Source organism: Pseudomonas sp. K8 (assembly GCF_014889455.1).
Lineage (GTDB): Bacteria > Pseudomonadota > Gammaproteobacteria > Pseudomonadales > Pseudomonadaceae > Aquipseudomonas > Aquipseudomonas veronii.
In genome coordinates, this window is record NZ_VJWO01000217.1 from 1 (window position 1) to 303 (window position 303).

General features: G+C 63.7%; 1 protein-coding gene. It reads left to right on the forward strand.

Annotated features, from left to right (window positions below; translation table 11 throughout):
- Positions 1-134: 134 nt before the first annotated feature.
- Positions 135-303, forward strand: a 169-nt coding sequence (locus tag INT12_RS31080) for a GTP-binding protein (protein WP_319017483.1), incomplete at its 3' end; no start/stop codon positions are given.

Genomic DNA, 303 nt, shown 5'->3' on the forward strand with positions numbered 1-303 from the left:
TTGCTCACGCGCCTGCTGCAGGGCGCAAGCCTCGGCACTCTGGCAAGCGGCCGAAACCATGCTCGGGCGCCAGCTGGATCCCCTCGACCCGCAACTACTCGATCACTTGGAATGCCCCTTGTAGGAGGTAACATATGAGTATTGCCCTCAACGTCATCACCGGCTTCCTCGGCAGCGGCAAGACCAGCTTGCTCACGCGCCTGCTGCAGGGCGCAAGCCTCGGCGACACGGCGCTGCTGATCAATGAGTTCGGCGACGTCGGCATCGACCACTTGCTGGTGGAAGAGGTGGCGCCGGACACGG